The sequence below is a fragment of the Pseudarthrobacter sp. NS4 genome (assembly GCF_024758005.1).
Taxonomy (GTDB): domain Bacteria; phylum Actinomycetota; class Actinomycetes; order Actinomycetales; family Micrococcaceae; genus Arthrobacter.
Map to the genome: position 1 here is coordinate 297,163 of NZ_CP103288.1, position 23,404 is coordinate 320,566.

Genomic DNA, 23,404 nt, shown 5'->3' on the forward strand with positions numbered 1-23,404 from the left:
GGCGTGTTTGGGCGGCCCATAGTAAGCCTACTTGCGAATATGATGCTAAGCATGCTTATTGTAGGAAGGTAGCGACGCAGGGCGACCCCCGCACTTTGCCACCTACAGGAAGGCCTCGGCCGATGACCAGCAATCTCGATCCGGACGCCCGGAGCAGTTACCGCCTGATCACTCTGGCGGCACGTCTGGTCCAGCGGCGCCAGGACGACGCGTTGGCGCACTTGGGCCTGACCCGCGCTGCCGTCATAGCCCTCGAAGGGCTGGCTGCCGGACCGCTCAATCAGGAGCAGCTGGCGGAAGCCATCCGCGTTCAGAGCCAGACATTGGGCCGGGTACTCACACGACTCGAAGCTTCGGGGCACCTCACCAGGACGCGGCATGCCGCAGACCGCCGGCAGTTGAAAGTGGAACTGACGGAAGCCGGGCATGCTGCCCTCCAGGCCGCCCGGGAGGCTGAAATCAACGCCTATCCGGACGATCCGGGCATCGCCTGGAAAGTGCTTAGGGAAGAGTTGGCAAAATTTGTTAAGGCCCTGCCCGCCGGCCACGATCCCGAAGTGGTCCCGTTCGTTGCCCCCGAGCACCGCTCGGTCCGGCGTCAGCACACCGGGCATAGCGGTCGCAGCGGCGGCCGGCGCGGAATGGACCAGCATCCGGATTGGGACCAGGACTCACAGTCCTGATCCCGGCAGTGGGCGGTTGTTGGTTGCCGAAACCCGGCTTCGACAACTCAACCACCTATTCGGCGAGGCCAGTCCTGGCCTCCGGCGGCACTTTCTACGACGACGCCGGCGCGGCCGGACCTGTTGACCAGCGGAGCAGGGCGGCAACATCCACGCCCTCGGGCAGGACGGGGCCGGGAACCAGAAGAACCCGCGCATCGGTCAGGGCGGCCGCACGCAACAGCGCTGCGGGAGCGGGAACCTTTCCCAGGACGTTTGCCGCCAGGGATTCCTCCTCAGCGGTGGCGATCCACGGCTCGGCGTCGAGGGCCAGCAACGTCCGCTCGGACAGGGCCTGATCATTGAAGATCAGCACCTCCACCTGTGCCTGCTGCAGCGCATGCACCACGGCGCCGACCCCGGTGGTTGACTCCGGGTTGGCCTGGCCCTCCTGCATTGCCAGCCGGTCCATGATTTCCTGCTGCTCTGCAGCCCAGACCTCGGCGACCCGCTGGTTGACCTGGTCATTGAGGAGGGAATCGTCGGCACCGCCCGTATGGGTGTGGGAGTCAACCACTGACACCAGGGGCTGGGTGGCCTTGGCGAGCTGCTCCTGGACCAAGCCGCGGGCCCGGACGTCGCCGGCCAGAACCACCAGCCGGGCGCCGCTGTCGGCGACGAGCCTGTCAATCTCGCCGGCCACCTCGTCGGCGTTCCGGCGCCAAACGTCCTCGGTGTGGTGCTGGAACCGGAGGTGGGCCCAGCCCCCGCCCTGGAACTTGCTCACATGCCCGGTTTCGCCCTGGACCTCCTGGGTGCTCTCAGGTGCTCCGGCACCTGCCCGATACAACCGGATTTCCCCGTGCTCCCGGCTTACTTCGGCAACGATGTAGGGGAATTCTTCCGGCCGGTGCTTCACCAGCGGCAACAGATCGGGAACCGGGTCCACCGACAGCCGCTCCGGGAGGACCCGCTCACCCGGCAGGACCTCGTTGATTTCAGTTTTGCCTTGATGGACCAGGACGAACCTCGCGACTGGAGCGGGGACTCCTGGCTCCGGCTGCAGTGCCTGCTCCAACGCTTCAAGGTCTGCGGCAGCTGCTCCCTGGGGCTCCAGCCGGGTGCGGGCGTTGCCGGGCCAGGCGTCCCCGGCCTCCAGCGTGTCCACCGTCCCGGTTCCCGCGTCTACGTACGCTGTGCACCAGGGGCCGGGCAGCCGGTAGAGGTCCGCGTATTCCTTCAGGCTGCCGGTCACTGTTCCCCCTCCTCATCGCTGAGCGGGTCCGGAGCTGCAACCGGGTTGAGGGCCTCCTGCACCTCGGCAGGATCCGTGTCATCCGGGAAGGGCTCCGTTTCACGCCATTCCTCTGCGTGGGCCGGCTGGTTGCCGTGGACCACGCCCTGGGTTTCGTGCTTCATCTGGTCGTCCAGATTTGAACCGTGCTTCGTATTGCCGCGTTCCGCTGCCATGACGATCTCCTTTGCGCGTGATTAGTATCACAGGCTTACTAGCTCGTCATTTCACGGTAGCACCAAGAACCAGGCGGCTAAAGGGGTAAATCTTTGGGGCACAACCTACGCTGAACAGGCGTCCTTCAGGGCCTGGACGGACTCAGCCGGCACCTGGTCCCCGGCCTCCGCAATCTCGCCCAGCGGCGTCGTAATTTCGGACGGGACACCGGCAGTCCGTGCCGCCGAGACAAGGCCGCCCAGCACCTGCTTGTCCTCAGCGCTGACCAGGCCGTCCTGGATAACAGCGCAAACCTGCCGGTTCACTTCGTCCGCGGCCGCCGTGGCAACCTTCGACACGGCGTCACTGGCTGCATTGCCGGCAGCCTCTTCCACGGCACCGCAGCCGGCAAGCAGCAGCATCAAAGGGACGGCGGACAGGACGGCGAGGCGGCGTTTCATCTGTCCAGCCTAACCGGTAGCGCCACGCGCCCAACCGCCGCAGCTCAGCGGGAGCTGGCGGCGGGCACGCCGAGGATGCTGTCCAGCAGCGGGTTGCGGAACTTGCCGCCCGGATCGTGCGCAGCGGCGAGGGAGCGGAAGTCTGCGAAGCGGGGGTACAGCAGCTCCCAGTCGTGGCCGTCCGGGGAGAACAGCTTGCCCCAGTGCGGCCTGGCGCCGAAGGGGCGCAGCAGATCCTCGAGCTCCGGAAGCAGTGCTTCCACCTCCGGCTGCAGCGGCTTCCAGGTGAAGTGCAGCGCCACGCTCTGCTGGCGGTAGAAAGGGCTGAGCCAGAACTCGTCGGCCGCGCCGGTGCGGATCTCCGACACAAACAGCAGGGGTGCCAACTTGTCGGCGAGGCTGCGGACAGCCTGGATGGCGGCCGGCGCGTGCTCCAGCGGGAGGATGAATTCGCTTTGCAGCTCCTCACCCTTGCTGGGCGTGAACTCGTGGCGGAAGTGCGGCAGCCGGTCCAGCCACAGGCCGGGCTCGTCCAGCTGGAGCGTGCAGTTCTCCGCCGACATGTCCGGCAGGGGGTGCCGGGGACTGAGGGCTGCGGTGGCGCCAAACAGGTCCGCCAGGGGCGGTTCGTCCTCCAGCGCCTTGAGCCAGACCTGGCTGATGGCATCCCCTGCGTAGTCAGTGAAAAGGCTCACGCTGTAGGCGCTCGAGACGAGTTCGTCGAACCTCTCCAGCGCGCCGTCCCAGGGCAGGTCCACCAAAACACGCTGGCGCATCCGGAAGCTGGGACGGACTGCAAGTTCCAGTCCGGTCACGATGCCCAGGGCACCCACGGCCACCACGCTCGCCAGGAACTCATCGCCGCCGGCGCGGGACAGGGTCACCTGCTCCCCCGAGGGCCGGACCAGTTCGATGGACCCGACGGCACCAGCGAGCGACGGGTTGTCCACACCGGACCCGTGCGTGCCGGTCTGCACTGCCCCTGCCACCGAAATATGCGGCAGCGATGCCAGGTTGTGGATGGCGACGCCGGACTGTTCCAGCGTGCGGCACAGCGCCCCGTAGCTGACGCCGCCGCTGACCCGGACCGTCCCCTTCGAGGAGTCCAGATCGATCTGCTGCGGCAGGGCATCCAACAGGACGTGCACGCCGTCCGTGTCTCCCACCCGGTTGAAGGAGTGCCGCGAGCCCAGAGCCTTGACGCGGTGCGAGCGGGCAACCACCTCGGCGAGTTCAGCCACGGACTCCGGGCGCTGCACATCGGCTGAAGCGTATTCGAGGTTTCCTGCCCAGTTCTTCATCATGGCTTTCCGGTTGGGGGAGTTGGCTCATCCAACTGTCAGCGCTAACAAATCTCCTGTCAAGACAGTGTCACGGCGCGGCCACCCCCTCTGTGGAGGCGGCAACAAGAGTGGTGGCGCATTTCTTTCTATCGTTGTAAGTGTGCCGGATGACTCTTGCGGGACCCCAGGCGGCTACAACGACATGGCCGAGCTGGAGCTGGACCCCTACGGCAGGCAGTTGCCCGCCGTCAACAGGTTTCCCTCGGCAGCAGGTGGACTGGGCTTCAAGCCGCTCGGCGACTGGAAACACCGACAACTTCGGCCTCAACCACGGGCACGCCGGCGCGCAGGCCTACTACGATTCCCGGAAGCGCCCACATGTGGCGGGTCTCCGACGATCTCTGGGACGTGTGGGAGGACGTGGAGGCACAGTTCACCCGGATGGCCCGCTGGGCGCCACACCAGCAGCCGGGCGGGTGGGCAGATGCCGACATGCTGCCCGTTGGGCGGATCGCCCTGCGCGCCGAGCGGGGGAAGGAACGGCTCAGCCGCCTGACGCCGGCGAGCAGCGGACCATGCTGTCGCTCTGGTGCATGTCCCGTTCCCCGCTCATGCTCGGCTGCGACCTCCCGTCCTCGCCCCCGGAAGCGCTGGAACTGCTCACCAACCAGGACCTGCTGGACGTCCTCAAAGGGAGCCGCAACAACCGTGAACTGCTGCGCGACGGCCACCTGGTCCTGTTGGCGGCAGAGAGTACGACGTCGGACGACCGTTTCGCGGCCGCCTTCAACACCGGGACCACCCGGCTGGGCCGGACGCTTGCCCTCACGGACCCAGGCCCGTCCTTCCTGAATCCAGTGCCCGGGGCAACTGCAGTGGCCCTGGTCATGCCGTTGTTTCTTTCCCAGGGGACGTGGTGCGTGGCGGCGGTACCCGGCGGCTGCCGGTGGCTTCGAAGGCTGCGGCCAGGTGCAGCAGTTCCGTGTCGCTGTAGGCCCTGCCGGCAATGGTGAGCCCCACGGGCATGCCGATGTCCGGGGCCACGCCCATGGGGACCGTGACGGTGGGGATGCCCAAGTGCCGGGGGACCAGGTTCCCGTTCGCCACCCAGACCCCATTGCGCCACGCCAGGTCTGCGGAGGCCTCGTTCCGGTCGGCGTCGGCGGGCCCGATGTCCGCCACCGCAGGGAACACGACGGCGTCGATGCCCAGCCCGTCCATCCACTCCTCGAGGTCGATCCGGCGGGTTTCCTCAAGTCCGGTCAGCCCTGCCTTGAGGTGGGGGATCTCCGTCAGGGACGGCACCCCGTTTTTCCGGATCCAGGCGGGGTAGTCGCTGATGTCGTCGTCGAAGCCTTGGTAGCGGTCCGGCAGTGACCCGTCCGGCGCGGGGAAGATCGCAACACCGTCGACGTGGGCCAGGCGGCGGAGGTGAGGGTCTCCGTTGGCGTCGAGGAAGTCGTTCCACGCCCAGGCGGAGAGGTCCACGATCTCCCGGCGCAGGTAGTCCGGGGATACCAGGCCGCGGGTGGCGATGGTGGGGGCGCCGGGACGGTCCCCCTCATAGTTGGACACGGCCGGAAAATCGACCTCGATGACCTCGGCGCCCGCGGCTTCCAAATCGTGCCGGGCCGCATTCCACAAGTCGATGATGGAGGCCCGGGTGTGGATGCGCCGGCCTGTGGGGCCGCCGATGCCGGGTGCCTCGGCGGTGCCGGCGCCCGGGTCTGCGTTGATGTACATCCGGGGGACTCCGATGCGCTTGCCGGCCAGGACGCGTTGAGCCGCGGCCGGGTCCGGGACCGCCAGCTCCAGGTATGAGTCCGGGCGAACCTCGGATGCCTTGGGGAGCGGGACCCAGGGCTGTACCCGCCAGAAGTCACCGCGGGTTTCGTCGTCGTCCGCCACCACCACGTCGAGGACCTCCAAAAGGTCGTCCATGGTACGCGTGTGCGGAACAACCACGTCCATGGTGGGAACCAGCGGCCAGTTGCCGCGGACGGAGATCACACCGCGTGAAGGGGTGTAGGCGCACAGGGCATTGTTCGACGCCGGCGCACGTCCTGATGACCAGGTTTCCTCCGCGAGGCCGAAGGCGGCGAAGCTGGCGGCCGTGGCCGTGCCGGAACCATTCGAGGATCCGGAGGCGAAGGCTGCCGTGAGGTAATCGGCGTTGTAGGGGCTTTCAGCCCGGCCGTAGACGCCGCGCTGCATCCCGCCATTGGCCATCGGGGGCATGTTGGTGAGGCCGATCAGGACGGCACCGCCGCCACGCAGCCGCTCGATGGTGAAGGCGTCGTTCTGCGCCACCAGGTCCTGGAACGCCGGGGACCCTGCGGCGACAGTGAGGCCGCGCGCCTGGTAGCTGTCCTTGGCAGTGTAGGGAATGCCGTCGAGCGGCCCCAGTTTTGCGCCGTCGGCACGGCGCGCGTCCGACGCCCTTGCATCGGCCAGCGCGTCCGGATTCATCACTACAAGCGCGTTCAGGCATATGCCTGACGAGTCATACTTCGCAATCCGCTGAAGGTAAAGACGCACCAGCTCCTCACTGGTGACCTCGCCTGCCTCCAGCGCCGCGCGCAGCTCGCCAATGCCGGCTTCCACAATATCGAACGGGTTCACGCCGGGGAGCCCTTCTTTGCGGGTGCCGGCTGCTGCTGGGTGATGCAATGGATGCCGCCGCCGAATGCGAAGATGTCCCGCGCGTCCACCAGTTCCACTGTCCGGTCCGGATAGGCACGTCCCACGATCTTCAAGGCTATGGCGTCATTGGGATCGTTGAAGGCGCACAGCACCACCGCGTTGTTCGCCACATAGTGGTTGATGTAGGACCAGTCCACGAACCCTTCGCCGTCTTGAAGGACGGTGGGTGCCGGGACGTCGATGATCCGCAGGGAACGGCCCTTGGCATCCACTTGGCCGGCGAGGACGGCGGAAAGTTCCTGGTAGACCGCATGGTCCGGATGGGCGGGGTCGTCCTGGCGGTGCAGCAAAACAGTGCCGGGGCCCGCGAAGGAAGCCACAATATCAACGTGGCCGCGCGTGCCGAACTCGTCGTAGTCGCGCGTCAGGCCACGGGGCAGCCAGATGGCCTTGGTGGTGCCCAAGGCGGCGTGGATTTCGGCTTCGACCGATTCCCTGGTGGCGCCGGGGTTGCGTCCCGGGTCCAGTTGCACCGTCTCGGTCAGCAGCACGGTCCCTTCACCGTCCACGTGGAATCCCCCGCCCTCATTGACCAGCGAACTGGGCCGGACCGGCACTGAAACGTTCGCAGCCACTGTGCGTGCCACGTCCTGGTCATTCCCCCACGCGGCCCACTCCTGTGCGCCCCAGCCGTTGAAGACCCAGTCGACGGCGGCCAGCGAGCCGTCAGGCTGGTGGACGAAGGTGGGTCCGCTGTCACGCAGCCATGCGTCATCGAGGGGAACTTCCACCACGGTGATCCCGTCGCCGAGCGACTCTTTGGCGGCGGCGGCATCGCCCGGATCGGCCACGACCGTAACCGGCTCATAGCGGGCGATGGTGCGGGCTACCGTGGACCAGGCAGCCCGGGCGCGGTCCAGGGTGGGGCTTCCGGCCGGACCGAAGGTTTCGTTGGGTGGCGGAAAGGCCATCCACGTTCCCTGGTGGGCCTCCCATTCGGCAGGCATGCGGCCGCTGGAGGCCGGTTCAGGGGCCGGTGTTGTCGTGGCGGGGGCGGGTGCTGGTTTCATCTGTCTTCCAGGGTTCTTTCTGATCGTCCGTGGTATTGCTTCAGGCGGGCTGGCCGAGGCGGTGCCTGTCCACTGCGCCGTGCGGGGAAGCAGCGGGGAGCGGGGGAGCTGCGGCGGTGCCGGCGTCGAACATTGTTGTGCCGCCCACCACGGTGAGCCGGGCGTGGTTGGTGAGCAGCCGGGACGCGTCAGCCTGGAGCGGATTGGTGTCCAGGACGGTGAAGTCTGCAAGGTGGCCGGCAGCGATCCGGCCCTGCTGGTCTTCGGCGCGGCAGGAGAAGGCGGCATCGCGGGTGGCATGGCAGAGTGCGTCGGTGAGGTCCAGGGCATATTCGGGCAGGTTCGCTTCGAGGGACGGATCGAGTGCGGAAAGCCGTGTTGCGGCTATGTACATATTGGGCAGCGGCTTGTGTGGAGCCGTGGGCGCGTCAGTGCTCAGGGCAAGGGTTGCGCCGGCCTCCGTAAATTCGGTCCAGGGGAAAGCCCTCTCGATGCGGTGGTCACCCAGGACGCTCCGCCAGTTGTCCTGGATGGCGGGGTCTGCGTGGACAGGCTGCATAGAGGCCACCACCCCAAGGGCAGCAAGCCGCCGGACGTTGGCCTCGGTCACGGTTTCCAGGTGCTCGATACGGTGCCGCCGGTCCCGCGGACCATTGCGGCGGTATGCCTCCTCGAGGGCGTCCAGGGCGATGTCGGAGGCTTCGTCGCCGATGGCGTGCAGTGCTATCTGGAGGCCGGCGGCGTCTGCGGCCACCACCACGGGAATCAGGGATTCCCGGTCCCAGATGGGCTCGCAGGAGCTTCCGTCAGCGTACGGTTCCTTCATGGCAGCGGTGCAGCTGTCGATGACGCCGTCCACGATGAGCTTGATGCCGCAGATCTGCAGCCAGTCGCCGTCGAGCTCGGCGGCCAGCCACGCTGCTTTGGCCACCTGCACCAGGTTCTCAGCCGCAGATGCATGGCGGGACACAAGGATGTGGCCTTTGACCCGGATGGGCAGGGTGCCGCCGCGCCGTTCCATGGCGCGGCGGAAGGCGGCCAGGTCGTCGTCCTGGACCGCCATGTCCACGGCGCCGGTGACGCCTACGGCGAGGTAGTTCGCGAAGGCCTCCTCCAGCTGGGCATCGCGGTCCTGGTCCGTGGCATGGGCAGCCAGTGCCGGCCAGACAATCTGTTGGGCTGCCGTCTCGAACAGCATGCCGTCAGCCTCGCCCGTGTCCGGGTCGCGCCCAATCCGTCCCCCGATGGGATCGGGAGTGTTGCCATCGATCCCCAGTTCGGCCAGGGCCGCGCTGTTGACCCAGACCGAGTGCAGGTCATTGGCATCCAGGTAGACGGGACGGTCCGGCACCGCTTCGTCCAGCAGCTGCCGGGTGGGGGCCTGGCCGGCGAGTGAACTGTAGAGCCATCCAGCCCCCAGGATCCGGGCGGCGTCGCTGGCGTTGGCGGCCTCCCGGAGGCGTCGCTGCAGATCGGCAGGATCACTCGCGTCCCGCAGCGGGACCTTTTTCAGGGCCTGCCCCATCATCAGCAGGTGCGTGTGGGCGTCGATGAAGCCGGGAAGGACAAATCCGCCGGCAAGATCGACTTCAGTGGCTTCTTCGCCGGCCACGTTCCGGGCAGCGGCTTGGTCGCCGACATGGATGAAGCGGGAGCCATCCACCACGAAGGCCTCGGCGAGGGAGCCGTCAGCGGTGAAAACGGTGGCGTTGGTGTAGAGCGTACGCGCAGTCAAGGAAATGCTTTCTTTCAGGAGGGGGAGGGGCGTCAGGCGATTGCCGCTTTGTTGATGTCGGCGGGCGGTGCGGCCACGCCGGCTGCCTCGGCACGGACCGAGATCCGGGAGATGAGGAGCAGCGGAACCATCAGGACGAGGGTCATGCCGGCCAGGACATAGCCGAGGACGTCGTAACCGGCCGTGGAAGAAAGGAAGGTTCCAAAGAACGGGGCAAACGAGGATCCAAGGAGGTAGACGCCCAGCACCGGTGCGGACCAGCGTCCGGAGGCGTCCAGGGCGGCGGCAGTGGCCACGATGTAGATGAAGGCCAGGATGTAGATGGTGTTCCAGGCGATGATGACGGCGATGTAAAGGTTGGGATCAGTCACGGTTCCGGAGAGCATCTTGAGTGCGGCCCCGGCCACGAGTGCCACGGCCAGCGGCGCGGTCCGTCCAAGCCGGCGCCCGGCCAGCCCCACCAGGCCGGAGGCGAGCAGTCCGCCAAGGGTGGAGAGGCTCAGGACCAGGCCCATGCCGGTTTCGTCGAGCTGTGCCTGGTCCGCTCCCATGGTGGCCGCGACAGCCCAAAGGGAGTCCTCGCTGAGTGCCCACAGCGCGAAGCAGGCCAGCAGGCCGATGCCTGCGATGGTGGTGGTCCTGGAGCCCTTGGCTGGAGTGGAAATGGCCAGCGGCGCGGCTTCGGAGCGGGTGGGGCGGTCCGGCAGCCAGGCGGTGGTGAACAGGGCCGCCAGGGCAAGGCCCGCGAGCAGGCCGAAGGCGCTGCCCATGCCGGCGCCCAGGGCCGGAATGATGAACAGGAGAACCGATACGATGGCGCGGTTGGTGAACCCGCTGATGCCGGAAGCGCGGTCAGGATTTCGGAGGGCGCCGAGGGCGGCACCGCCGGCGGAAACAGCTCCGCCCGCGCCGAGCCCGCCGATGAGGACCCCGGCGACGACGACGGGTGCGGACGGGACGAACGCGGCGGCGCCGAATCCTGCCGCCGTCAGAACCAGGCCGGCACGTGCCACCAGGTACCGCCCGTTCCTGGCTGCCCATTTCGAGGTGAGCAGGCAGGCGAGGGCGCAGGCCAGCAGCGAGCCGGTCACCAGCGAACCCGCCCCGGTGTCGGAGAAGCCAAGCTCTCCAGTCAGTGCGACGATCATGACCGGCACCAGGTTGGCCGTCATGAACCCGACAACGCTGATGCCGAAAACGGAGACCGCCCTGGTGGCGGTCAGGGGAACGCGCCCTGTTTCGTTATCGTCCGGAGACATAGCTTCTCCTTGCTGGGATGGGGTGAAGGCCGTCACAAAATGAATGGTCTTCATTTATTATGGGGATGCCCCGCCGCCAGCACAAGGGTTTTTGTGAAAGCCTTTCAGAAACTTGCTTTTGTGACCGCCCTGATGCCGGCCAGCAGCGTCTCCAGCCCGAACGCAAAGGCAGTGTCGGAGCGCTCCGCCGGTGTCCCCAGATCGGCGATCGCTGCCGACAGTGCCGGGAATTGTCCCGGCGGGGGCGACCAGACGACGTCGGGCGCGGTGAGTTCCAGGGCGGAACCAAGGACCAGGTAGTCTACGGCGGTGATGGCCGGAACGATGGCCGGTGACGCCAGGCCGGCCTTGCCGAGTACTGTCGCCATGTCCTCATAGATGCGCATGACGCCCAGGTCCTGCACCGTCTGGGTCACCAGAAGCGGCACCAGCCGGGGGTGGTCCACCAGGCAGTCACGGTATTCGTGGGCAAGGATGCGCAGCGCCTCATCCCACGGCAGGTTCTGTGTATCGAGGTGCTGCCGTTCGGAAAAGACGCGGCCCCGCATCAGTTCAATAATGTGTTCGCGGTTTTCAATGTAGTTGTACAGGGCGGCCTGGCTGACTCCGAGTTCCCTCGCCACCTTCGGAAAGCTGAAGTCGCCGGTGGAATCGACCAGGGCCAGGGCGGCGGCGACGATGGCGTCTACGGACAGGAGCGGCGATCGCGGACGTGGCATGTGGACTCCTCGGCAGGGGGCGTCCGTTCAATGTAACCTGTGCGCCCCGTCCACGGCCGCCAGGATGGCCCGGGCCAGTTCCGCCGGCCTGGTGAACTGCGGCCAATGCCCGGTGGGCAGGTCCACGTACTCCACATCACGGACGCGGGCCAGCTCGGCGACGAACGGATGGCCGGCAGCGATCCACTCACGAAGCATGGCGGACGGGAACTCGCAGGCAATGACGGTGGCCGGGACGTCGTAGCGCCGCTCGTCGTGCAGATGCTGCTGGTCGTAGGCAACCCCCTTGGGTTGGGGAATGGCGCGGGCGCGGAAAGCCTCGCGGAGGCCGTTGTCCAGGTCCACCAGGTCTGCGTCCTCGAACGCTTCCCACGGCGGCAGCGGAACATCGTCACCGTCGGCCGGCAGTTCGTCATTGATAACCCCGCCTTCACCGAGCGGGCCGCTGTCCACATAAATGGCCCGTTCCACTTTGTTGGGTCGGGCGTCCACCACGCCATGGACAATTGCGCCGCCGCCCGAGTGTCCCACCAGGACCACCTTGCCCTCGATGGCATCGGCAGCCGCCGTGACGGCGGCGATGTGCTGTTGCAGGCCAATTCCTGCGCGGCTGGCGTCGACGCTTTCCAGGCCCGGCAGCGTAAGGGGATGCGTGCGGTGTCCCGCGGTTTTCAGCGCCGGTGTCACCTCATCCCACGAGGAAGCGTCCAACCAAAAACCGGGAACCAGGATGATGTCCATGACGGAACCCTACTCCTGGGGGACCATGGCCGGCAGGGCGGTCCATATATCCGGCCGACAGGAAGCCAGGGGTTTCGTGCGGCGGCGGGCAGCAGTAAAGTCCGGGAGTAGCCCGTGAACTCACCTCCAACGCCAGCTGAGAGAGAGCACCACATGAAACGGCCAGAATATTGCTGTTGCCAGGGTCCGGCCTTTGGCGTCCGGGCAATGATGCGGGGGTGGTGAGATGAGCAGTTCCCCAGCCGCCCGCCCATCCGCTCCGGTGAAGCGCGAAACATTTTCTTCACGCCGGCTTTTCATTCTGTCCGCCATCGGTTCGGCAGTGGGACTGGGCAATATCTGGCGCTTCCCGTACATTGCCTACGACAACGGCGGCGGGGCGTTCCTGATCCCGTACCTGGTGGCACTGCTGACAGCCGGCATTCCGCTGCTTTTCCTGGACTACTCCGTCGGTCACAAATTCCGGGGTTCCACCCCGCTGGCCTACCGGCGGCTCCACCGGGCCGCCGAACCGCTCGGCTGGTGGCAGGTTCTGGTCTGCTTCGTCATCGCGGCGTATTACGCAGTGATCATCGCATGGGCCCTGATGTACACCATCTTCTCCTTCACGGAGGCATGGGGCGATGACGCCGAAGGCTTCTTCTTCGGCAACTTCCTGGGCGTCGCCGAGGCCCCGGGTCTCGGGTTCGACTTCGTCCCGTCAGTCTTCTTCCCGCTGCTGCTGATCTGGGCGGCAGTCATCCTCATCATGGTCGCCGGGATCCGCAAGGGCATTTCCCGCGCGAACGCGGTCCTGTTGCCGCTGCTGGTAACGATGTTCATCCTGCTGGTGGTCCAGGCGCTTTTCCTTCCAGGGGCAGCCCAGGGCCTCAACGCCTTCTTCACGCCCGACTGGTCCGCGCTCGCCGACCCGTCAGTGTGGGCGGCAGCCTACGGACACATCTTCTTTTCGCTCTCCGTCGGCTACGGCATCATGGTCACCTATTCCTCCTACCTGAAGCGCAGGACGGATCTCACAGGCTCCGGCATGGTGGTTGCCTTCTCCAATTCCGGGTTCGAAATCCTGGCCGGCATCGGTGTTTTTGCCGCCTTGGGCTTTATGGCGCAGGCAGCGGGTACCGGCGTAAACGAGGTGGTGACCCAGGGCATCGGCCTGGCGTTTGTCGCGTTCCCCACCATCGTGTCGCAGGCGCCTTTCGGGGCTGCCATGGGTGTGCTGTTCTTCGGTTCCCTGGTCTTTGCGGGAATCACGTCCCTGATCTCCGTGCTCGAAGTCATCGTTGCCGCCGTGCAGGACAAGCTCGGCTGGGGCAGGATCAAGGCCTCCCTGGTGGTCAGCATCCTGGTGGCCGCCGTTTCGCTGGCATTCTTTCCGACGGCGACCGGCCTCTACCTGCTGGACACATCCGACGCATTCGTCAACAGCTTCGGCATCACCCTCGGGGCACTGGTAACAGTGGTGGTGCTTGCCTGGTTCCTGCGCAAACTCCCGATGCTGTCCGCCCACCTGAACCGGATCTCTACGGTCAAGATGCGCGGAACCTGGATGGTGCTCGTTGCGGGTGTGGTGCCGCTCGCGCTGATCTACATGGTGGCCAACGAGTTCATCAGCAAAATCTCCACTACGTATGAGGGCTATCCGGAGTGGTTCGTGGGCGTATTTGGCTGGGGGATGTCAGGGGCGCTGGTGGTCCTGGCGCTGGTGCTGACTTTCATCCCGTGGAGCCGCAGCTCCAAAGCCCATGACGATCCCGAGTATGACGCCGTGGTGGAGCAAGAGGCAAAGGAGACCGCACTGTGACACCGATCGCCATCACCATGATGATCATCGCCATCCTTACCGTCTGGGGCGGGCTCGCACTGGCGCTGCTCAACCTGAAGCGGCACCCGGAGGACGAAGGCGCCCTGCCGGAAGAGCCTGCGCGGGAGCTTTAGGCCGGCAGGGTCATCAGGGACGGCTCACCAGCTGGACGGACAACAGGTCACCGGTGCTGCAGCCGGGCAGTGCGTGGACTGAAAAGACGATGCGCCCGGCGCCGGACTGTCCGTCCCGCGGTTCGGGCAGGGCATAGTCCGTCACCACCTGGTCCCCTTCCTGCCACTCCTGGGACGGTTCATCCAGAAGTACCCCGTCCAGCCGCAGTTCATGGCCCCGTCCCTGAACCTGGCGGAAACGCACCCGCAGCACCCCTGCGCGCTGGTCCGGATCCGCCAGGACGTAGGAAAACCAGCCGGTGGCGCTGCGCCAGTGGATACCTTCCCTGCCGCCGGCGCGGGTAGACTCACCGGCGAAACCATGGTCGGACTCGGGCTGTTGTTCGCCTGCGGTCACCGCATCAACAACCTGCCCCTGGGCCGCCATTTCCCGGTCCAGGTCCCGAAGTTCCCCATGCCGCCTGGCAGGGTCACCAGTGGGCCAGTACACGGTGTAGCGCTCATCGTGGATTCCGGAAAACGGCTCCAGGACCACGGTGCCCGTCCGCCCGCCGGCGTCAACCACCGGCAGCTCGGCCGCCAGCGCCGCACGGTCCAGCAACCGGACGGAACCGGCGTCGGGCACCACCGGGGTCTGCGCGAGTGGCAGCAGTGCCCCGGCGGCCACGTGGCCCATCCGTTCGTCCGCAGCTTCAAAGCCGGGTACCCCTTCTGATCCTGCCCGTGCGGACAGCACCACCGGACCATAGAGGAACGAGACCCACGGCGAACCGTCCGGCAGCGCCTCGGAGCGAACCTCCGCGGCAACGTTTATCTGGATCGCGGACGTGCCGTGCCAGGTACGGCTGATGCTGACGTAGCCGTCTTCTTCGGTGACGGGACCGCCCGCTCCACCGCCGCCGTCGACCGCCATTTCCGCTGCCCAGCCCGGTCGGCGAAGCCGGATGGTGGCTTTAACCGGAGAGTCCGCGGAAACATGCAGCGTCACCAGGCCGGAGCGCGGAAACCCGGTTTCCAGCCGCACGTTAAGGCCCCGCTCTGCCCAGTCCAGCGTTGAGGGAATGTACAGATTGACCAGGAGGTCGTCGCCGTCGTGGCTATAGATGAGCTCCCCATAGCGCGCATGGTTCTCTAGGCCTGACCCGACGCAGCACCACATCGATTCCTGCGCCCGGGAGTAGACGCGGTAGTGCCCGGGCCGCATCGGCGTGAAGTACACCAGGCCGCCACTGACAGGATGCTGCGAGGACAGGATGTGGTTGTAGGTGGCCCGCTCGTAGAAGTCGACGGCGGCGGGGTCGCCCGAGGCTTCAAAGCGCAGTTTGGCGAGTTTGAGCATGTTGTAGGTGTTGCAGGTTTCCGGGCCCTGCGGGTCCAGCACCATGGGCGTGAAATCCGACGCCGGGTGGAAGTGCTCCCGCACACTGTTGCCGCCGACGGAGACGGAACGCCGGGAAACCACGGAATCCCAGAAGGAGCTGCCGGCCTGCGCAAACTCGGGATCACCCGTTGCGGCTGCGAGGCGGGCGTAGCCCACTACCTTGGGAATCTGGGTATTGGCGTGCAGCCCGTCAAGCTGGTCCCGCCCGGCCGCCAGCGGCTCCAGGAGGGCGCGGTGCGAGAACCGGCGGGCCTCCTGGAGGTACTCATCCCTGCCCGTGAGCTCCCACAGGATGGCGAAGGCGTCATTCATGCCGCCGAATTCGGTGTGCAGGACCTCCTCGAAAGCTTCCGTTCCCAGGTGGGCTGAGATCCCGAGCCACCAGTCCGCGAGGCCGGCGGCGATTGCGAGGGCCTGGTCAGACCCGGCGAAGACGTGGGCGTCCAGCAGCCCGGCCAGCGTCTTGTGCAGGTTATAGAGCGGAACCCACCTGCCATTGAGGGTGAACAGGTCCGCGTCCACGTTCCCGCCGGCCAGCTGCTTTCCGAGCTCCCGGCCGGCGGGGATGCCTCCCACGTAGCCATCCCCGCCGGCCTCCTGGCAGTTCCCGAGAACCCCGACGACGGTCCGAACCTTCGCCAGCAGCTCCGGATTCCCGGTAGCCGCGAAAAGCCTGGCGCAGGCCGAGAGGTAATGGCCCCCGATATGGCCTCCCATGCCGTCGGCTTCCCAGCTGCCATACGGATCCGCGGCAGTACCCAGTCCGGCCTCCCGGAGGTACGGAGCACACAGCCGCTGAAGGTCGAGGGACAGGACGTAGCGGATGGAAGTGTCCTGGGCGTTCTTGAAGTCGCCCTCGAGGAGGCGGACCCTATGCAGCGGAAAAGAGGCAGGGCCGCTGCTGCGGTGACTGGCCACGGTCACCGGACAGGGCCCCCCGCGGGTTTGTTGCCAGGGACTGCAGGGAACGGGACGGCGTCGGTCGCGGCCTTGCCATGGGCGTTGTGGAACACTGCCCGTACCAGCAGGTCCTCTCCGCTGCCCTCCCCGGCGGGAAGCTCAAGCGTGGAGCGGTAAGTCCCTTCGTCCGTCCGCTTGGTGACCGGCTGGGTGTCCGCCCGCTGCCAGTCCGCGCCACCGTCGGACGATGTTTCCCAGACTGCCACCGGGCCGGGCGTGCCTGCGGCAGTGGCGGTGAAGCTGGCGGCAGTGCCGGCAACCGTGGCTTTGGGCTGCTTGAGAACCGATGGCAGCTCCACTGTCTGGTTGAATTCCGGCCAGCCGTCCGCCCAGTCAATTTTCTGGAGGCCGAGGGTGGGGAAGAAGGGAATGTCTTGGTTGGAGCCGTCGTAGTAATGGAACGCCAGGTAATCGCCAAAGACCGACTGCCCGCCGGGGCCGGTAACTGCGCCGTGGGAATCCAGCACCACGGACCCGCCGCCACCGAACATGTCGCGGCCCTCCTTGTCCAGGTACGGACCCTTCACCGAAGTGGACCGACCCACAGCCACCTTGTAGGTGGAGTCCCCGCCACGGCAGCAGGAATCGAATGAGACAAACAGGTAGTAGTAGTCGCCATGCTTGGTGATGTACGGGGCTTCGACGGGGTTCCCGGGCATGAACCGGTCCGCGATGTTCACCGTTTTCGACTGCCAGTCCGCCACCGGCTTGCCGCTGGGCCATTCGATGGGGACCAGGAAAATCCCGTACCAGAAGGAGCCGATGGCCATGTAGGGGGTGCCGTCGGCATCCTCGACAATGCCGGCGTCGATCGCGTTGAAGGTCTTGCCGGGGTTGGCGGGATCCAGGCCGGTGGCAGGGGACGAAACCACCAGTCCCTGGTCCACCCACTCGTAGTCCGGATCATTGGGGTTGAGGGTGGTGTTGGTGGCCAGCGCCGTGAGGGAGTTGTTCCCGCCAAAGCGCGACGCCGAGTAGTACAGGTAGTAGGTTCCGTCATGTTCGGTGATTTCCGGCGCCCAGAGGCTGCCGGGCAGCTCGCCGTCAGCGAAGTGCTCATCAATCCAGGCCGGAATCCGGTCCCAGACGGTGCCGCTGTAGTTCCACGTGGTTCCCTGGTCATGCGACGCCCAGATCTGGATGGTGCCGCCGTTCTCCCGGTTCACCAGGCCCGTGGAGTAGACGTACCAGGTGCCGTCGTCGTCGATAATCAGCGCGGGATCATGGATGGGGGAGGTCTGGCCCACCACCGTTTTGCCGCCCGGCAGGTCGGCGTGGAGCTTCTGTTGCGCGGGCTTCCGCTCTGATGCCTGGCCGAAGGAAACTTGAGCGGTTGGGGCATCCGTGCCGCTGCGGGAAGTGCCCGATGGTGGGAGTGCTGCTGCCGTCAGGGCGATAACCGCTGCTGCTGCCAATCCTGCGGCGCGCAGCGCCCATGGACGTGACTTCATCATCACGTGGTCCTTTCAAGAGCTGGGGCGGCGCTGTCGCCGCAGGGGGTGCAGAACGTGGAAAACTTGCAACGTTGTAACGCAAATATCGCATGAGACGCCGATCACGTCAATGAACCCCGATGCACAACCAAAAGTAATTCCGCGTGAACCCTTGACGACTCTTTGTGGACTGTGTGATTGTTTCTTACAACGTTGCAAAGGATCCGCCCCGGATGCCGGTCCGCCACCGCGGACAGTGGGGCCCCAGTACCACTCAACTCAGTCAATACACTTGTTTGCTCCACCAACCCGGAAGGACTGCGTGATGATGAAGTCACGTCCCATGGCCGCGACCCTGGCGCTTTTTACCGCCGCCGGCCTCATGCTCGGCGGTTGCTCCGCCCCCACCGCCGATGACAGCGGGGAAAAGAAACTTACCTTCATGTTCCGTGGAGGTGAGGACGAGAAGAAGGCCTACGAGAAGGCCGTTGAGCAGTTCGAAGCCGCCAACGGGGTGGACGTGGACATCATCGTCACCACCGCGGACCAGTACGCCACCAAGCTGAAGGCTGCCATCGCCGGCAAGCAGGTCCCGGACGTCTTCTACATCGGCCCCGGAGATCTCCAGGCCTACGTACAGAACGGGATTGTCAAGGACATCACCGAATACGTTGAAGGCTCCGACACGATCGACCTGGACAACATCTGGGAGTACGGCGTAGACAGCTACCGCTACGACGGCAAGCGCGTGGGCGAAGGCGCCATCTACGCGCTTCCCAAGGACGTGGGCCCGTTCTCCTTCGGCTACAACAAGACGATGCTGGAGAAAGCCGGGATCCCGCTGCCGGACAAGGACAAGCCCTACACGTTTGACGAGTTCGTGGCAGCCGCCAAGAAGCTGACCGCCGATACCAACGGCGACGGCACCCTGGACCAGTGGGGCACCGGCCTGAACGTCCAGTGGAACCTGCAGCCGTTTGTCTGGTCCAACGGCGGGGACTGGCTCAACGAAGACCGCACCAAAGTCACCGTGGACACCCCGGAGTTCGCCAAATCACTGCAGTGGTTCGCGGACCTGCAGAACGTCCATGGTGTGACGCCTTCGGTGGGTGAAGCCCAGACCCTGGACACCTACCAGCGCTGGATGAAGGGCGAAATCGGGTTCTTCCCCGTCGCCCCCTGGGATCTCTCCACGTACCAGAAGCTGGGCTTTGAGTGGGACGTCATCCCTTACCCGGCCGGAGACACCGGCAAGACAGCCAGCTGGATCGGTACGCTCGGCATCGCTGTTTCCGAAAGCACCAAGCACCCTGAAGAAGCTGTAAAGCTGGTGGAGTACCTCACAGCCAACAAGGAAGCCCAGCAGAGCCTGGTGGACGCGGGCATCCAGATCCCCAACCTGAAGGACATGGCCGAGACCTGGGCCGCGGACACCACCACCAAACCGGCCAACAAGGCCGAGTTCCTCGAGATTGTGAAGGACTATGGCCGGGCGCTTCCGGGCGGCAACACCTTCAACGCTGAGTGGTACGACGAACTCTGGACCAACATCCAGCCGGTGCTCGACGGCAAGCAGACCGCCGCCGACTACCTGAAGGAGGCGCAGCCGCGAATGCAGGAATTCCTGGACGCCGCCAACCAGCAGGCCGGCAACTAGCTGACCCGTCCCGCCAGGGACCCCACACCAGGTGCCGCGGTCCAGCCGGAGCGGGCCGCGGCACCTTATCCAACCCGCCTTTCCCGGGCTGCCCGTCGGCGCCCAACACGAATCAATGAGGATCCAGCGATGACCACAATCACGCGCCCGCGACGCTCGCGGCTTCACCGGAAGGAACACCAGGCCGCCCTTGTCTTCGTTGCCATACCGGTGATCGGGTTCCTCCTCTTTACGCTCTTCCCGCTCCTCTTCTCCGTCTACGCGTCCTTCACAAACTGGAACGGCATCTCCGCCCCGGTCTTCAAGGGCCTGGACAACTACACGAAAATGTTCGGGGACCGCTACTTCCTGAAGTCGTTGTGGAACACGCTGTACATGATGCTCGGCATTCCCATCGGCCTGGCTATTTCCCTGGCACTGGCCCTGGCGATGAACCGGAAGATGCGCGGGACAACCTTTTTCCGCACGGTCTACTACCTGCCCGTGATCTCGTCCATCGCCGCCGTCGCCATCCTTTGGCAGTGGGCTTTCAACGGCGACTTCGGCCTCATCAACCAGGGCCTGGCGCTGGTCGGCATCGACGGCCCCAACTGGCTCCAGGACACCGCCACGGTAAAGCCGGCGCTGATCATCATGGCCATCTGGAAAGGCCTGGGCTACTCCATGCTGCTCTACCTGGCAGCCCTGCAGTCCGTGCCCCGCTACCTCTACGAGGCGGCAGCCCTCGACGGCGCCTCCGCCTGGCAGCAGTTCCGGCACATCACCATCCCCATGGTCCGCCCGGTCACGTTCTTCCTGATCGTCACCAGCATCATCGCAGGATCCCAGATCTTCGTGGAAATCAACATCATGACCCCCACCGGCGGGCCTGAGTTCGAGTCCGCATCCATCGTTTGGTACATCTGGCAGAAAGCGTTCGACAACCTGCAGATGGGCTACGCCTCCGCCATGTCGGTGGTCCTGGGACTGCTGGTCTTCGTCATTACCTTCATCCAGTTCCGGCTCAACCGCCGCAACCAGTTTTCGATCGATTGAGGCAGGCAGCCATGTCCGCACAGAACGTGATCACCACCCCTCCGCTGGAGCCCACGGACGCCATTCCCGGCACCGGCACGTCCCGCCGTCAGGCCGGCCCCGCCGGCCCTGGCCAGCGGTCGGTCAAGGACCGCACCCGGCTGGGCAACCTCATCACCACCCTTATCCTGTCCCTGGGCGCCGTAGTGATGATCGCCCCGCTGGTCTGGACGTTTTCGACGTCCCTGAAAACCAAGGACGGCGTCTTCGAGCTTCCGCCGCAGTGGATCCCGGACCCCTTTGTCTGGGAGAACTATGCCCGCATCTGGACCGCCGGCCCGCTCCTGAGCGGAATCCAGAACAGCCTGATCGTGGCGTGTTCGGTGACCATCATCGGCTCCCTCACGTCCGCACTCGCGGCCTTCGCGTTCGCCAAGATGCGTATGCCGTTCAAGAACGTGCTGTTCCTGGGGCTGCTCTCGGGCCTGATGATTCCGTTCCCCACGCTCATGATTCCGCAGTTCACCATCTTCGCCGGAATCGGCTGGGTGGACACGCTGCTTCCATTGATCGTGCCGGGGCTGTTCGGCAACATCATCATGATCTTCTTCCTGCGCCAGTTCCTGAACAGCGTCCCGGATTCCATCGTGGAGGCCGCCCGGATCGACGGTGCGTCCTACCTCCAGATCTTCTGGACGCTCATCCTGCCCGCCATCCGGCCGGCGCTCGCAGCCCAGTTCATCCTCTGGTTCATGGCCATGTGGAACGACTACCTGGCGCCCATCATCTACCTCAACTCCCCGGGGACACAGACCCTCCAGCTGGTCATCGCCAACTTCAATGCCCAGTACGCCATCCAGACCGACTACCCGCTGATCATGGCGGCGTCCTTCATCGCACTGCTTCCGGTGCTGATCGTGTTCATCGTCTTCCAGCGCCAGATCATCGAATCCATCGCGCTGTCCGGATCCAAGGGCTGAACCATGCCGCATCCCGATCTTGAGCAGGCAACGCTGCAGCGCGAGCTGGCCCCTGCAGAAACCTCTGCCGACCCCGCCACGTGGGGCGCCCGGCATGCCCACGACCCCACGGTGGTGCGCGACGACGACGGCACCTACTTCATGTTCTCCACCGACGCCGTTGCCAACTCGCAGGATATTCCTTCCGGAGTACATATCCGTAGGTCCCCTGACCTGGTGCAGTGGACCTACGCCGGAACAGCGTTCGACGGCGTTCCCACCGCTGCCGCCGAATGGTCCGGCGCGCGCGGTCTCTGGGCCCCGGAAGTGGTCCGCTGGCCGGGTGGCGGATGGCATATGTACTACTCCGCTTCCACCTTCGGTTCCAACACCTCCGCCATCGGCCTGGCCGTGGCACCGGCACCGGACGGGCCGTGGGAGGACCGCGGCATTGTGGTTGCCACCAGGGCCGGAGAACAGACCCAGAACGCCATTGACGCGGCGGTCACGTTTGGCCGGGACGGGCAGCCGTGGCTGACGTACGGCTCCTTCTTTTCCGGGATCTACACCCTGCCGCTGGACCGGACGTCCGGCGCCCCGGTGAGGGCCGGGGACCTGGGCACCTGCATCGCCCGCCGGCCCGTCTCCGTGGACAGGGCCATCGAGGGCGCCTTTATCCTGTACCGCCCGGAGGAGGACCGCTACGTCCTGTTCTGCTCGTACGACTCACTTTTCGACACCTACAACATGCGGGTGGCGGTGGCGGAGCACATCACCGGGCCCTACCGCGACGTCAGGGGAACATCACTCACGGAACCTGCCGCGCCCCCGGCTTTGGCGGGCACGAAGGTGCTGGGGAGCTACCGGTTCAGTGGCGGCACCGGCTGGCTGGCCCCAGGACACAACTCCGTCCTGGCCCAGCCCGGCCCCGAGGGAACCACCGAGCATTTTGTGGTGCACCACGTCCGGTTCGCCGATGATCCCAGCCAGCACGTGGTGCAGGTCCGGCGGATGTTCTTCAACGCCGCGGGGTGGCCGCTGGTCTCACCCCAGCCCTACGCGGGCAGGGCCAGCGAGGTCCTTCCGGCTCCGGTCCCCGTGGACGGCAGATGGCAGGTGCTCCGGTTCGATCCTGAATCCACTGACGTTGTGGAGGCCGTATCCCGCCAGGTCGGGAGCCGGCAGGATCGTGCAGCCCCGGACAGCGTCCCGGGTGAACCCGAGCGGCTGGCCCTTCTCGTGCAGGATCCCGACGGCGGCACCGTGGAACTGGACGCCGTGGTCTTCCCGTCGTGGGACTGGGCAGGCAACCGGGCCGCGCTGTCCTTCAGCGGAATCGACCCCCACGGAGTGGTGTGGAGCGGTACCAGGGAGGACTCATGAATGACGCTCCCCTGGGATGGGCCGGGCGCCTGATGGAATGGCTGCGGTTCGCCACCAGCCTGGTCCTGGTCAACGTGCTGTTCATCGCCGGATCGCTGGCCGGCCTGGTACTCCTGGGCATTTTCCCGGCAGCCGTCGCAGCCACCACGGTCCTGGCGCGTTTGCGGGCCGGTGAAACCGCGCACGTGGTGCGGGACTTCGTGGCCGTCTACCGCTCCCGGTTCCGGCACGCGAACCTGGTGGGCAGCATTTTCTGGCTGGCGGGCCTGCTGCTGGGCCTCAACCTGCTTGCTGCCATGGTGCCCTCGGGCACCGGGGCCTCCCCGGTCAGTGCCGTGCTCCTGCTCCTCTCCGTGCTTGCAGGCGCGGCAACACTCCTCGCGGCAGCGGCAGCGGTCACCCTGTGCGGGCGCTACCGGGACTCCGTGCTGAACACCTGGAAAGCCGCCTTCCTGCTTCCGCTCGTATCACCTGGAATGAGCGTTTCGCTGCTGGGAGTCCTGGCAGCGCTCGCCGTCATTTTCGCCGCTGCGCCCATCCTGCTGCCGCTGGTGGGCGCCGCTGTTCCGCTCCTGGCATGCGGCGCACTGGTAAGCCGCAGGGCCGCCCGCCTATGGGACCAGCTGCCTGCGGGCACCCGGCCGGTTACCGCCTAAAAA

20 protein-coding genes are annotated in these 23,404 nt (G+C 66.0%); 8 read left to right on the forward strand and 12 right to left on the reverse strand.

Annotated elements, in window-relative coordinates:
- Window positions 1–122: 122 nt before the first annotated feature.
- Window positions 123–683, forward strand: a complete 561-nt coding sequence (locus NXY83_RS01415) for a MarR family winged helix-turn-helix transcriptional regulator (RefSeq protein WP_258804345.1) — start codon at window positions 123–125, stop codon at window positions 681–683.
- A gap of 94 nt (window positions 684–777) precedes the next feature.
- Here the strand turns inward: NXY83_RS01415 and NXY83_RS01420 are convergent, their stop codons facing one another.
- From NXY83_RS01420 to NXY83_RS01465, 10 genes are all read right to left on the reverse strand, one after another.
- Entirely contained in the window at window positions 778–1,917 is a 1,140-nt protein-coding gene (locus tag NXY83_RS01420; protein WP_258804346.1) for a Vms1/Ankzf1 family peptidyl-tRNA hydrolase, read from the reverse strand.
- On the reverse strand, window positions 1,914–2,132 hold the full coding sequence (locus tag NXY83_RS01425; protein WP_258804347.1) for a hypothetical protein: 219 nt from the start codon (window positions 2,130–2,132) through the stop codon (window positions 1,914–1,916). The genes NXY83_RS01420 and NXY83_RS01425 overlap by 4 nt, the downstream gene beginning before the upstream one ends.
- A 105-nt stretch (window positions 2,133–2,237) precedes the next feature.
- Window positions 2,238–2,573 (reverse strand): hypothetical protein, encoded by a 336-nt coding sequence (locus NXY83_RS01430; RefSeq protein ID WP_258804348.1) that lies wholly within the window; start codon window positions 2,571–2,573, stop codon window positions 2,238–2,240.
- Window positions 2,574–2,617: 44 nt separating this feature from the next.
- Window positions 2,618–3,874, reverse strand: coding sequence for a D-arabinono-1,4-lactone oxidase (locus NXY83_RS01435; RefSeq protein WP_258806385.1), 1,257 nt, complete (start codon window positions 3,872–3,874; stop codon window positions 2,618–2,620).
- Window positions 3,875–4,741: 867 nt separating this feature from the next.
- Entirely contained in the window at window positions 4,742–6,478 is a 1,737-nt protein-coding gene (locus NXY83_RS01440; protein WP_258804349.1) for an amidase, read from the reverse strand.
- Complete coding sequence (locus NXY83_RS01445; protein WP_258804350.1) at window positions 6,475–7,569, reverse strand: agmatine deiminase family protein; 1,095 nt, start codon at window positions 7,567–7,569, stop codon at window positions 6,475–6,477. Before NXY83_RS01445 ends, NXY83_RS01440 begins: the two co-directional genes overlap by 4 nt.
- A 40-nt stretch (window positions 7,570–7,609) precedes the next feature.
- Window positions 7,610–9,304 carry an amidohydrolase gene (locus tag NXY83_RS01450; RefSeq protein WP_258804351.1) on the reverse strand — a complete coding sequence of 565 codons (1,695 nt, stop codon included), beginning with the start codon at window positions 9,302–9,304 and terminating at the stop codon, window positions 7,610–7,612.
- Window positions 9,305–9,336: 32 nt separating this feature from the next.
- Entirely contained in the window at window positions 9,337–10,563 is a 1,227-nt protein-coding gene (locus NXY83_RS01455; protein WP_258804352.1) for an MFS transporter, read from the reverse strand.
- A gap of 104 nt (window positions 10,564–10,667) precedes the next feature.
- Complete coding sequence (locus NXY83_RS01460) at window positions 10,668–11,282, reverse strand: TetR/AcrR family transcriptional regulator (protein WP_258804353.1); 615 nt, start codon at window positions 11,280–11,282, stop codon at window positions 10,668–10,670.
- Between the two features lie 27 nt (window positions 11,283–11,309).
- The gene (locus NXY83_RS01465) at window positions 11,310–12,023 is read right to left on the reverse strand and encodes an alpha/beta fold hydrolase (protein WP_258804354.1); all 714 of its coding nucleotides are present in this window, start codon (window positions 12,021–12,023) and stop codon (window positions 11,310–11,312) included.
- Window positions 12,024–12,249: 226 nt separating this feature from the next.
- On the opposite strand from NXY83_RS01465, the gene NXY83_RS01470 reads away from it, so the two are divergent.
- Window positions 12,250–13,824 (forward strand): sodium-dependent transporter, encoded by a 1,575-nt coding sequence (locus NXY83_RS01470; RefSeq protein WP_258804355.1) that lies wholly within the window; start codon window positions 12,250–12,252, stop codon window positions 13,822–13,824.
- Window positions 13,821–13,958, forward strand: a complete 138-nt coding sequence (locus NXY83_RS01475) for a methionine/alanine import family NSS transporter small subunit (RefSeq protein ID WP_258804356.1) — start codon at window positions 13,821–13,823, stop codon at window positions 13,956–13,958. Before NXY83_RS01470 ends, NXY83_RS01475 begins: the two co-directional genes overlap by 4 nt.
- 13 nt (window positions 13,959–13,971) lie before the next feature.
- Here NXY83_RS01475 and NXY83_RS01480 read toward each other — a convergent pair whose 3' ends face one another.
- Window positions 13,972–16,263, reverse strand: a complete 2,292-nt coding sequence (locus NXY83_RS01480) for a glycoside hydrolase family 127 protein (protein ID WP_258804357.1) — start codon at window positions 16,261–16,263, stop codon at window positions 13,972–13,974.
- Window positions 16,260–17,753, reverse strand: a complete 1,494-nt coding sequence (locus NXY83_RS01485) for an arabinan endo-1,5-alpha-L-arabinosidase (RefSeq protein ID WP_258804358.1) — start codon at window positions 17,751–17,753, stop codon at window positions 16,260–16,262. The genes NXY83_RS01480 and NXY83_RS01485 overlap by 4 nt, the downstream gene beginning before the upstream one ends.
- 304 nt (window positions 17,754–18,057) lie before the next feature.
- On the opposite strand from NXY83_RS01485, the gene NXY83_RS01490 reads away from it, so the two are divergent.
- The 5 genes from NXY83_RS01490 to NXY83_RS01510 all read left to right on the forward strand — a co-directional run bounded on the left by NXY83_RS01490 (window position 18,058) and on the right by NXY83_RS01510 (window position 23,401).
- Complete coding sequence (locus NXY83_RS01490) at window positions 18,058–19,389, forward strand: ABC transporter substrate-binding protein (protein WP_258804359.1); 1,332 nt, start codon at window positions 18,058–18,060, stop codon at window positions 19,387–19,389.
- 129 nt (window positions 19,390–19,518) lie between these two features.
- Window positions 19,519–20,424 carry a carbohydrate ABC transporter permease gene (locus NXY83_RS01495; RefSeq protein WP_258804360.1) on the forward strand — a complete coding sequence of 302 codons (906 nt, stop codon included), beginning with the start codon at window positions 19,519–19,521 and terminating at the stop codon, window positions 20,422–20,424.
- A gap of 11 nt (window positions 20,425–20,435) precedes the next feature.
- Window positions 20,436–21,383 (forward strand): carbohydrate ABC transporter permease, encoded by a 948-nt coding sequence (locus NXY83_RS01500; protein ID WP_258804361.1) that lies wholly within the window; start codon window positions 20,436–20,438, stop codon window positions 21,381–21,383.
- A 3-nt stretch (window positions 21,384–21,386) separates the two neighbouring features.
- On the forward strand, window positions 21,387–22,745 hold the full coding sequence (locus NXY83_RS01505; protein WP_258804362.1) for an arabinan endo-1,5-alpha-L-arabinosidase: 1,359 nt from the start codon (window positions 21,387–21,389) through the stop codon (window positions 22,743–22,745).
- On the forward strand, window positions 22,742–23,401 hold the full coding sequence (locus NXY83_RS01510; RefSeq protein ID WP_258804363.1) for a YesL family protein: 660 nt from the start codon (window positions 22,742–22,744) through the stop codon (window positions 23,399–23,401). Before NXY83_RS01505 ends, NXY83_RS01510 begins: the two co-directional genes overlap by 4 nt.
- Window positions 23,402–23,404 lie beyond the last annotated feature (3 nt).

Excerpts from the sequence above, each read along its gene's own strand:
- NXY83_RS01415 (WP_258804345.1), top strand. The coding sequence starts at position 123 with ATGACCAGCAATCTCGATCCGGACGCCCGGAGCAGTTACCGCCTGATC.
- NXY83_RS01425 (WP_258804347.1), bottom strand. The coding sequence starts at position 2,132 with ATGGCAGCGGAACGCGGCAATACGAAGCACGGTTCAAATCTGGACGAC.
- NXY83_RS01430 (WP_258804348.1), bottom strand. The coding sequence starts at position 2,573 with ATGAAACGCCGCCTCGCCGTCCTGTCCGCCGTCCCTTTGATGCTGCTG.
- NXY83_RS01435 (WP_258806385.1), bottom strand. The coding sequence starts at position 3,874 with ATGAAGAACTGGGCAGGAAACCTCGAATACGCTTCAGCCGATGTGCAG.
- NXY83_RS01445 (WP_258804350.1), bottom strand. The coding sequence starts at position 7,569 with ATGAAACCAGCACCCGCCCCCGCCACGACAACACCGGCCCCTGAACCG.
- NXY83_RS01455 (WP_258804352.1), bottom strand. The coding sequence starts at position 10,563 with ATGTCTCCGGACGATAACGAAACAGGGCGCGTTCCCCTGACCGCCACC.
- NXY83_RS01460 (WP_258804353.1), bottom strand. The coding sequence starts at position 11,282 with ATGCCACGTCCGCGATCGCCGCTCCTGTCCGTAGACGCCATCGTCGCC.
- NXY83_RS01465 (WP_258804354.1), bottom strand. The coding sequence starts at position 12,023 with ATGGACATCATCCTGGTTCCCGGTTTTTGGTTGGACGCTTCCTCGTGG.
- NXY83_RS01470 (WP_258804355.1), top strand. The coding sequence starts at position 12,250 with ATGAGCAGTTCCCCAGCCGCCCGCCCATCCGCTCCGGTGAAGCGCGAA.
- NXY83_RS01485 (WP_258804358.1), bottom strand. The coding sequence starts at position 17,753 with ATGATGAAGTCACGTCCATGGGCGCTGCGCGCCGCAGGATTGGCAGCA.
- NXY83_RS01490 (WP_258804359.1), top strand. The coding sequence starts at position 18,058 with ATGATGAAGTCACGTCCCATGGCCGCGACCCTGGCGCTTTTTACCGCC.
- NXY83_RS01495 (WP_258804360.1), top strand. The coding sequence starts at position 19,519 with ATGACCACAATCACGCGCCCGCGACGCTCGCGGCTTCACCGGAAGGAA.
- NXY83_RS01500 (WP_258804361.1), top strand. The coding sequence starts at position 20,436 with ATGTCCGCACAGAACGTGATCACCACCCCTCCGCTGGAGCCCACGGAC.
- NXY83_RS01505 (WP_258804362.1), top strand. The coding sequence starts at position 21,387 with ATGCCGCATCCCGATCTTGAGCAGGCAACGCTGCAGCGCGAGCTGGCC.
- NXY83_RS01510 (WP_258804363.1), top strand. The coding sequence starts at position 22,742 with ATGAATGACGCTCCCCTGGGATGGGCCGGGCGCCTGATGGAATGGCTG.